The organism is Bradyrhizobium sp. (assembly GCF_047605465.1).
In the GTDB taxonomy this organism is placed as follows: domain Bacteria; phylum Pseudomonadota; class Alphaproteobacteria; order Rhizobiales; family Xanthobacteraceae; genus Bradyrhizobium.
In genome coordinates this window covers 1-9,089 of sequence record NZ_JASGFS010000112.1, presented here as the reverse complement: position 1 = coordinate 9,089, position 9,089 = coordinate 1, and the positions used below count along the sequence as shown (strand labels likewise).

Sequence of the window (9,089 nt, the reverse complement as noted above, 5' to 3'; positions counted from 1 at the left end):
GAGGCGGAAGCCCTTCTCGGGCTCGAACCGCTTCACCGCCTGCATCAGGCCGACATTGCCTTCCGAGACGACCTCGGAGATCGGCAGGCCGTAGCCGCGATAGCCCATGGCGATCTTGGCGACGAGCCGGAGATGGCTGGTGACGAGTTGGTGCGCCGCGTCGCGATCGTCATGCTCACGCCAACGCTTGGCGAGCATGTATTCCTGCTGGGGCTCCAGCATCGGAAACTTGCGGATCTCGGCGAGGTAGCGAGAAAGGCCGGATTCTCCATTGAGGACCGGCAAAGCAGCGGTACGGGCCATGGTGCGCCCTCCAAAGGTTCAGGCCCCCGATAGCGGCGGGCCAGGCAGACGACCGCTTGGTTAAAGCCGATCGTAGCTGCGATGTTCCGCGTTGGTGATTTCAACGCAGGCGCAATATACCCCATGGGGGGTCGAAAAGGGAAGGATTGCTGACGTCACGTCCCCGTGTGGCAGCCATAACTTTTTGTAAGGTAAGGCTTTTCTGAACCGGACTGCGTCATTGCGCCGCTTTCATTGCGCTCTCCAGGAGAAGCAAATCCTCCGGCAAAGCCGACTCCCAGTGAAGAAGTTCTCCCGTCCTCGGGTGCTCCAATACCAGGAGATAAGCATGCAGCGCCTGCCGCGCCAGCGCCGCCAGGGCAGCCTGGGATTCGGAGCCGAGATGGGTCGCCTTGGTCTTGAAGTGCGGGCCATAGATCGCATCGCCCATCAGGGGATGGCCGATATGGGCGAGGTGAACGCGGATCTGGTGGGTGCGCCCGGTCTCGAGCTCGCAGGCCAGCAGCGCCGCGATCGGCTTGCCGTCGCGCCCGGCGAAGCTCTCCAGGATTTCCCAATGCGTCACCGCTTCGCGGCCGCCCTGGCGCACGGCCATTTTTTCCCGCGCATGCGGGTGGCGGTCGATCGGCGCATCCACCGTGCCGCGCTGGCGGTTCGGCACGCCCCAGGCAAAGGCCATGTAGCCGCGCCGCATCGGCCCGGTGCGGCCGTGGTCGGCGAATTGGGCGGTGAGCGAGGCATGCGCCAGGTCGTTCTTGGCGACCACCATCAGCCCGGTCGTGTCCTTGTCCAGCCGGTGCACGATGCCGGGCCGGCGTACCCCGCCGATGCCGGAGAGCGAGGTGCCGCAATGGGCGATCAGCGCGTTCACCAGCGTGCCGGTCTCGTGGCCGGCGGCCGGGTGCACCACCAGCCCCTTCGGCTTGTTGATGACGATGATGTCGTCGTCCTCGAACACGATGTCGAGGGCGATGTCCTCGCCCTTGGGCTCCGGGGGAGCCGCTTCCGGCACGTCGATTGTGATCGTATCGCCGGAGACGACGTGATAAGCGGGATCGCGGACCGCGGCGGCCTTGAGGCTGACCGCGCCCGCCAGGATCAGGGCTTTCAGCCTCGATCGCGACAGGTCCGGCAGGCGCGCCGCCAGCACGCGGTCGAGCCGGGCCGAGCCCTCGTCGCCCTCGACCACGACCTCCAACCTTTGCGCAGAGCCTGAGTTTTCCATGACGACGTCTGATACCGCTGTTCCCGAACCGACCCCCGAGCAGGCCGCGCTGTTCGCGCGGGTGCGGCGGATGATGCTGATCGCGGGGTTGACCTCGGCGCTGGCGATCTGCGCCGTGCTGATCGCGGTGGGCTACCGCCTTTTCAAGTCGGAGGGAAGGGCGGCCGAACAGGTGGCCGACGTCACCGCCACCCTGCCGAAGGGCGCCAGGATCGTCTCGACCGGCGTTGCTGGCGACCGCCTCGTGCTCACCCTCGACATCGGCGGCGTCACCGAGATCCGCACCTTCGACGTCCACACGCTCAAACCGGCCGGAAAGCTGAAATTCGCCAACGAGCCGTAGGGCCGGCCCGGAACCCGCCGCGGCCGTCGTCCCGGCGTAAGCCGGGACCCATACCCACCGGCCGCCGTGGTTACGGGGATTGGCGATCGGCAGTCACGCCACAACCGCCCCTTTGGTATCACGCCTCCTGCCTTTTGCCGGGACGACGACGGACAGTGAGCTGCCGAAACCCTCAATCGCAGCTTGCCGCCGGCAGAATTCGCGGCTATGTCGTGTCCCTCACGCTCCCTTCGTCTAGCGGTTAGGACGCGGCCCTCTCAAGGCTGAAACAGGGGTTCGATTCCCCTAGGGAGCGCCATTTCTCTTGAAGCCCATCTTCCCCTGATCTCGATTTGTTTTGTTTGTCGGATCGGCCTGTTGGCACCTCCGATTCACACCGGCGCGGGTGGGGTTCTTTCGCAAGTTTCTATTAGAGCGCTCTCCGCGGAAATAGTCAGATCGGCCTGGCGACCGATCGCTCTCACGCGGCCTCGCAAGATGCGATCTTCCTGATCTGCGGCGCGAGCACGTCTTCGGTCGTTTCCAGATCGAAGCGGGTCTGGATGGTCATCCAGAACGCAGCGCGGGTCTTGAAGAACTTGCCGAGCCGGAGTGCGGTGTCGGCTATGTCGGGCTTTTCCTCGCGCGCAATGCGCTCGATCCGGGTGCGCGGCACATTTAACGCGGCCGCGACCGGGTGGGCGTCAGCTTGAGCGGAACGAGAAATCCCTCACGCAGGACTTCGCGGCGATGAATCGGCGGAAGCTTCCGTGCCACCTCTGAATTCCTTCCGTGTTGTCCGCACTCGGCCGGGGCTAGCGGCGACCTTCGCGAGGTCCGCCGGAAAGCCCTTCGGGATCGTGCGGTTCTGAAGGATCGCCGCGGCGAACTTGCTCTTCAAGTTGTTGACCATGGCTGTACGTCTCTCGTCGAAATACGTGTTTCAAGAGCGCGTATCTTTCCGAGATACCAAGAACGTCGCGCGTCGTTCGGGGCCGCACAAGCCATCCTGGGTTGGCAGGCGAAACACCCGGAAACTTTGGTGTCAAGCGGAGCCCTCAAAAACATTCCGCTTTACCGAAATTCGGATTTATCGTATCTGTTTCGCATCCCAGCCCACCAAAGGGGCGGTCGTACGTCGTCACGAACGCGGGCTGGAAGTTGCGGTGGACGCGAGCGGCGTCAAGGCGGGCTTGTGCGTGCAGGGCGAGATGAACCTCGTGAGCACCGTGCGACCCGCGATCGGCGAACGGCGCCTGTGCTCGCGTACGGCGAAAACGTGTGGTCCTGGCCGTCGTTGCTACGGTCAAGCCTCGGCGAAGGCGGCACGCGCGTCAACCGGCGCGGTGCCGTGCATTTCGCGGGGTGACGGAGGCAAAAGGAACTCGTCTCCGGGGAGAGCGCGCATAAGCCGTCAGACCATCGCGCAGGGAAGGCCTGGTCTCGGCAGCCCTGTGTCTCCCCCGTGCACTGCGTGTGCATCCGTTCAGCATGGGGGCTTTGTGGGTGCCGGCCGGCGCCCGGTCTTCCCTGCGCCCTTTCCTTGCGAAAGGGTGTGACGCCAAGCACAACTCGGGCACATCATGCCGCGGGGACATGCGCGCATGCTCGCGAACCGGCCGCGTCAGTCGGCCGCACTGTCAGGCCTCAAGGTTCCAGCTTTGCCCGGGGCCTGGCGAAACACAATCTCAACCGAAACTGCGTAGGCCTGTCACCGTCTCATCCAGCGGGTCTCTTGCATGAAATTGGCTTGGCGTGTCGCTCTCCTGCTCGTTCTCCAGCTCTTCCCGGGATTTTCGGTTCACGCGCAGGAGGGGCAGGTCGTCAAGCTGTCGCCAAGCATCGAATATCAGCGCATCGCGCGCTGGGATACCGAGCGGCTGAACAAGATCCTGCAGGTCGATACGCCCGCCTTCTCCGGCCTCACGGCGACCTATACGCCGGCGCGCAACGCCGTCCGGCTTTACCGCGTGACCTATTCGTCCGTGGTGCCGGAGCGCGGCAACAAGCCGACGGTCGCCTCCGGACTGCTCGCCATCCCCGAAGGCGACGGCACCTCGTTTCCGATGGTGTCGTACCAGCACGGCACCGTCTACGGAAAGCAGGAGGTCCCTTCGTTCCCGGAGCAGTCGCCCGAAACGCAGCTGATGATCGCGCAGTTCGCGGCGCAGGGGTACGTGGTCATCGGCGCGGACTATTTCGGGCTGGGAACGTCGTCCGAGCCGGAAGGCTACATGGTGAAGGCAAGCCACCAGCAGGCGACCTACGACATGCTGATGGCGAGCCGCGCCGTGCTCGATCACCTCAAGCTCAGCACGACCAAATTGTTTCTCGGCGGCTGGTCGCAGGGCGGCTTCGTGACCATGGCGATGCTCGAGAAGCTCGAGAATTCCGGCGTCAAGGTCGACGCCGCCGCGACCGCGAGCGCGCCGGTCGACGTCTCCGTCATCCTGAACGGCTTTCTCAATTTTCCCCGCAAGAACGATGCGAGCTGGGTGACGTCGCTCTTCATCCTGTCGGCATTCTCGTTCGAGAATTATTACGGCATTCCCGGGCTGGCACGTTCGCTGATCGCGGACGACTATTACGACGTCGCGCGCAAGGCGTACCGGCGCGAACCGTACAATGCCGCCGACGTGCCGTCCGACCTGCACAAGCTGATCCGCGCCGACTATTTCGATCCGCAGTTCTTCGCATCTTCGGCCTACGGGCAGCTCGCCGCGGAGACGACGGCGTATCGCTGGATCATCAAGAGCCCGGTCCGCAACTATTATGGCGAGAGCGACGAGGTGATCAGCGTCGGGCTCGGCCAGTTGGCAATGACCCATCAGCGCGCGATCGGCAACGGCAATCCGGCGGTCGAAGCCATCTCGACCGGCAGCACGAACCATCGCGGCACCTTCGCGAGCGCGGTGCCGAAGTGGAAGTCGTGGTTTGACGGGCTCTGAACACGAAGGCGAATCCGCATGATGCACCGGCATCGGCGGAGCTGGTCGTTCCCGCGAAAATCTGCCTTGATGTGACCGGAGCCGCGCCCGTGCGGCCGGTCTCCGCCTCCGATGCGCTGCCGGGCCTTTGGAGGCTTGGCGTCTGCTTTCGGGAGTTCTGATATGAGCGGCTTGGTGATCTCTGGCGGCCGGGTGGTGGATCCCGCGAGCGGGATGGATGCGATCGGCGACGTCGCGGTGGTGGACGGGCGGATCGCCGCGGTCGGCTCCTCGCTCGGCGGCGCCGAGCGGGTGATCGACGCGACCGGGCTCGTGGTCGCGCCCGGCTTCATCGACCTGCACGCGCACGGCCAGTCGATCCCTGCCGACCGCATGCAGGCGTTCGACGGCGTGACGACGACGCTCGATCTCGAGGCCGGTGTGCTGCCGGTCGCCTCCTGGTATCGGCGCCAGGCCGAAAAGGGACGCGTGCTGAACTATGGCGCCGCCGCCAACTGGGCCTTCGCGCGCATCGGCGCGATGACGGGCTCGAATGCGGAAAGCTCGCTGGAGGCGTTCGGCAACGCCATGCGCGATCGCCGCTGGATCGAGAACGTGGCGAGCGATGCCGAGGTCGCCGGCATTCTCGAACGTCTCGCGCGCGGCCTCAATGAGGGCGGCATCGGCATCGGCATCCTCAATGCCTACGCGCCGGGCGCCGGCGTGCAGGAGCTGACCGCGGTGTGCCAGCTCGCAGCAGCTCAGGACGTGCCGACCTTCACCCATGTCGCGTTCATGTCGCGCATCGATCCCGAGAGCTCGGCGGAAGCCTATATCCGCCTCATCGGCTATGCCGGCGCCACCGGCGCGCACATGCACATCTGCCATTTCAATTCGTCCAGCAAGACTGACGTCGAACGCTGCCGCGTGCTGATCGAGAAGGCGCAGGCGCAGGGCCTGCCCATTACGGTCGAAGCCTATCCCTACGGCAGCGGCTCGACCGTGCTGGCGGCGGCCTTCTTCAGCGACCCCAAGTTCGTCGAGCGCAACGGCACCGGCTACGATTCGGTGCAACGCGTGACCGACGGCCATCGCTTCCGCGATCGCGAGGAGCTTTTGAATGCGCAGGCCGCGGAGCCGTCGTCGCTGGTGCTCTGGCACATCCTCGACACCGAGAACAATGCGCATCACCGCGATCTCCTCGACATGTCGGTGCTCTATCCCGGCGGCGCGATCGCCTCCGACGCGATGCCGTGGACGCTGACGGACGGCTCGACCTACACCGGCGATGCCTGGCCGCTGCCGGACGACGCCACCTCGCATCCGCGCTCGGCGGGCTGCTTCACCCGCTTCATCCGCGAATGGGTGCGCGAGCGCAAGACCGTGTCGCTGCTGGAAGGCGTGCGCAAATGCACCCTGATCCCGGCGGAGATCCTGTCGCAGAGCACGCCCGCGATGCGCGCCAAGGGCCGGCTCGCCAAGGACGCCGACGCCGACATCGTCGTGTTCGACTACGAGCGCCTGACCGACTGCGCGACATTCAAGGCGATGAATCGCCCGTCGGAAGGTGTGCGACATCTCCTCGTCAGTGGCCAGCCGCTGATCACCGACGGCATTCTGGACGTAGCCGCGCGGCCCGGCCGTCCCGTGCGCCGGCCCGTCGTCGAGGACTGATCGCGTGCCGGTCCCCATTCTCCTCGTGACGGGCTTCCTGGGGGCGGGCAAGACCACGGTCGTGAACCATCTGCTCGCGCATGCGGAGGGACGGCGCATCGCCGCCGTGGTCAACGATTTCGGCGCGATCAACATCGACGCGGAACTGATCGCGGGCGCGAGCGACGGCGTGGTGAGCCTCGCCAACGGCTGCATCTGCTGTTCGCTCGAAGGCGATCTGTTGCGCACGCTCGCGACGCTGCTGCGGCGTGATCCGCAGCCGGATCACATCGTCATCGAAACCAGCGGTGTCGCCGATCCCGCCGACATCGTCCGCAATCTCATGGACCCCGTGATCCTGCGCGAGACGCCGCTGGAGACGGTGCTCTGCGTGCTCGATGCATCGGTGCCGGCCGCGCTGGACGAGGCCCTGGTGCGCTCGCAGCTGCGCGTCGCCGACATCGTGGCGCTGAGCAAGCTGGATCTGGCCGATGAGGGCGCGGGTGCAAGGATGCGCGCGGCGATCCGGGCGCAGCACGTCCCCGCCGTGGTGATCGACGCCAGGAACGGCGAGATTCCGTCCGAATTGCTGTTTCCCGCAGCCGTCGACCGCGCGCCGGCACCGCGCGAGCCGGGACCGCGACGGCCAGCAGAGGAGCGCTTCGAGACGCTGAGCTGGACCGCAGACCAGCCGCTCTCGCTGGCGCGCCTGCAGCAGGCGATCAACCGCCTGGCGCCGAAGCTGGCGCGCGCCAAGGGCCTGTTCGAGACGGTCGAGCAGCCCGGACGCCAGATGGTCTTCCAGTTCGCCGCCGGCCGCGCGACGCTGGCGCCGGGTGACGCGCCGGCGGCGGGAGTGCCGCGGGCGCGCATCGTCTTCATCGCCGAGCTCGGCGTTCTCCCGCAGGCCGAGCTGGACGAGATCATGGGCGCGTGCGTTGCAGCGTCCAGTTGACCGAATGCAGCCAGGCATTGCAAAAATGAACAATACGCGTCTTCCAAAAGACAAAAACCCGCAAGAGGCTCTCGCTGCCCTGATCATGGAGTGAAATGAAATGCGTCGATCATTCGGAGTTGGTCTGCTCGCCGTTGCTCTGGCCTGGCCGCTCGATGCCACGATCCTGATGTCATCCGCGAGCGCCGAGCCGGCGGCTGCAGTCACCGACTTCAGCGCGCAGCGGCACGGCAATCGCCCCGGCGGTCGTCCGCCCGGAGCCCACAGGCCGCCGCACCGTCCGCCTGGCGCGCACCGTCCGCCGGGTGCGCATCGTCCTCCGGGCGCGCATCGCCCGCCGGTCCATCGGCCGCGTCCCTGGGTCCGGCCACCCCGCTACACCTGGGGCCCCGGTGGCGCGATTGCCGCAGGCGCGGCGATCGGCTTCATCGCGGCTGCGAGCGCGGCTGCGTGGGCCGGACAGCCGCCGGCGCCGGGCCTGTGCTGGTACTACACCGACTTCACGCAAAGGCAGGGCTTCTGGGACAGGTGTCCCTGAGGCCTGACGTGTCCCGCGCCGCGGCCTCGCGTAAACCATGCGAGGCCGCGGCCGACGGGCCTGCTCGCCGCGGGCGGCATCGACGCGAGGGCGGTGCAGCATTCCGGGGGTGACGCGGCCCGCTGCCGCATCGTCATTCCCGGTCCTGACGGCACTGTGCCGCGCCGTCTCCTGTCCTGTTCCCGATTGACATCGCCGCCTGTGGTGCCAGACTTTGCACAATAATACAGGGTGGAGACGTCTGCGATGGCCAGCCTTTCGGCCTCGAACCATGTCGCCCGTGTCTTGTCCGTCGCCAACCACGTGGCCGACGTCGACGCTTCTTCGCGCATCGCCAATTCGTGGCGCCGCTGCCTGATCAGCCACAAGCTCGATCCCGCCCGCCAGGGCCCGCCGCAAACGCTCTCCGAGGCCGAGGTGCGGCACGTCGCCGAGCCGATGGAGGAGATGATCCGGCTCGCGACGCCCGAGCTCGACGACCTCGCCCGCGTGCTTCGCGACGCCGGCTATTGCGTCAACCTCGCCGACACCAGCGCGACCATGCTGTTCAGCCGCCTGCCGGGCGAGGCGGACGCGAAGATGTTCATGGACTGGAAGATCTACACCGGTTCGAACTTCGCCGAGGCGTTCGAGGGCACCAACGGCCTCGGCACCGCGCTCGCGGAGGAAAAGCCGATCCTGGTGCATCGCGACGAGCATTTCCGCGCGCAATGGCACATGTTCTCCTGCGCCGTCGCGCCGCTGTTCGATCAGGCCGGGCGTCTCGCGGGCGCCGTCAACATCACCTCCTGCCGCGACGATCTCGAGCGCGCGGCGCATCAGCTCGCGCTCGCGGTGACGATGGAGGCGACGCGGCGGATGGAAGGCGCGATCTTCCGCGGCCATTTCCGCAACGCCTGGATCGCGACCGTGCCGGGTGACGGCGGCAGCGGCCTGCTCGCCTATGACGACGACCGCCGCATCGTCGGCGCCTGCCGCTCGGCGCGCGCGCTGCTGGGCCTGACGGACGGCCTGATCGCATCCGGCATCGATCTGTCGCGCTACATCAAGCTCGACCATCCGGCCGGGCGCGGGCCCGACGACATCGTGGAGCTGCGCCACGCCGACGGCAGCCTGCTGGGCCACGGCCGTGTCGCGCCGCCGCAGCGCGCAAGAGCCTCCATGCG

Annotated in this window: 9 protein-coding genes and 1 tRNA gene; 7 read left to right on the top strand and 3 right to left on the bottom strand. The window is 66.7% G+C overall.

Going from position 1 to position 9,089, the window contains the following annotated elements:
* Both QM712_RS35610 and QM712_RS35605 read right to left on the bottom strand, forming a co-directional pair.
* Positions 1-303 (bottom strand): sigma factor (locus tag QM712_RS35610; RefSeq protein ID WP_415027827.1); only part of this gene is annotated, 303 nt, incomplete at its 3' end.
* Between the two features lie 217 nt (positions 304-520).
* Complete coding sequence (locus QM712_RS35605) at positions 521-1,528, bottom strand: RluA family pseudouridine synthase (protein WP_415027826.1); 1,008 nt, start codon at positions 1,526-1,528, stop codon at positions 521-523.
* Here QM712_RS35605 and QM712_RS35600 point away from each other — a divergent pair.
* Both QM712_RS35600 and QM712_RS35595 read left to right on the top strand, forming a co-directional pair.
* The gene (locus QM712_RS35600) at positions 1,527-1,871 is read left to right on the top strand and encodes a hypothetical protein (protein WP_415027825.1); all 345 of its coding nucleotides are present in this window, start codon (positions 1,527-1,529) and stop codon (positions 1,869-1,871) included. The genes QM712_RS35605 and QM712_RS35600 overlap by 2 nt on opposite strands.
* Positions 1,872-2,094: 223 nt before the next feature.
* Positions 2,095-2,169, top strand: a tRNA-Glu gene (locus tag QM712_RS35595).
* Between the two features lie 162 nt (positions 2,170-2,331).
* Here the strand turns inward: QM712_RS35595 and QM712_RS35590 are convergent.
* Positions 2,332-2,526, bottom strand: a complete 195-nt coding sequence (locus QM712_RS35590; RefSeq protein WP_415027824.1) for a hypothetical protein — start codon at positions 2,524-2,526, stop codon at positions 2,332-2,334.
* 1,063 nt (positions 2,527-3,589) lie between these two features.
* Here QM712_RS35590 and QM712_RS35585 point away from each other — a divergent pair.
* From QM712_RS35585 to QM712_RS35565, 5 genes are all read left to right on the top strand, one after another.
* Positions 3,590-4,798, top strand: coding sequence for an alpha/beta hydrolase family protein (locus QM712_RS35585; protein ID WP_415027823.1), 1,209 nt, complete (start codon positions 3,590-3,592; stop codon positions 4,796-4,798).
* Positions 4,799-4,960: 162 nt separating this feature from the next.
* Positions 4,961-6,451, top strand: coding sequence for an amidohydrolase family protein (locus tag QM712_RS35580; protein ID WP_415027822.1), 1,491 nt, complete (start codon positions 4,961-4,963; stop codon positions 6,449-6,451).
* Between the two features lie 4 nt (positions 6,452-6,455).
* Positions 6,456-7,385, top strand: a complete 930-nt coding sequence (locus QM712_RS35575; RefSeq protein ID WP_415027821.1) for a CobW family GTP-binding protein — start codon at positions 6,456-6,458, stop codon at positions 7,383-7,385.
* 100 nt (positions 7,386-7,485) lie between these two features.
* Positions 7,486-7,923, top strand: coding sequence for a hypothetical protein (locus QM712_RS35570; RefSeq protein WP_415027820.1), 438 nt, complete (start codon positions 7,486-7,488; stop codon positions 7,921-7,923).
* A gap of 246 nt (positions 7,924-8,169) precedes the next feature.
* On the top strand, positions 8,170-9,089 hold a 920-nt coding region (locus tag QM712_RS35565; RefSeq protein ID WP_415027819.1), incomplete at its 3' end, for a GAF domain-containing protein.

Bases quoted from the DNA above. Each gene is read 5' to 3' on its own strand.
- QM712_RS35600 (WP_415027825.1), top strand. From the start codon at position 1,527: ATGACGACGTCTGATACCGCTGTTCCCGAACCGACCCCCGAGCAGGCC.
- QM712_RS35605 (WP_415027826.1), bottom strand. From the start codon at position 1,528: ATGGAAAACTCAGGCTCTGCGCAAAGGTTGGAGGTCGTGGTCGAGGGC.
- QM712_RS35585 (WP_415027823.1), top strand. From the start codon at position 3,590: ATGAAATTGGCTTGGCGTGTCGCTCTCCTGCTCGTTCTCCAGCTCTTC.
- QM712_RS35580 (WP_415027822.1), top strand. From the start codon at position 4,961: ATGAGCGGCTTGGTGATCTCTGGCGGCCGGGTGGTGGATCCCGCGAGC.
- QM712_RS35570 (WP_415027820.1), top strand. From the start codon at position 7,486: ATGCGTCGATCATTCGGAGTTGGTCTGCTCGCCGTTGCTCTGGCCTGG.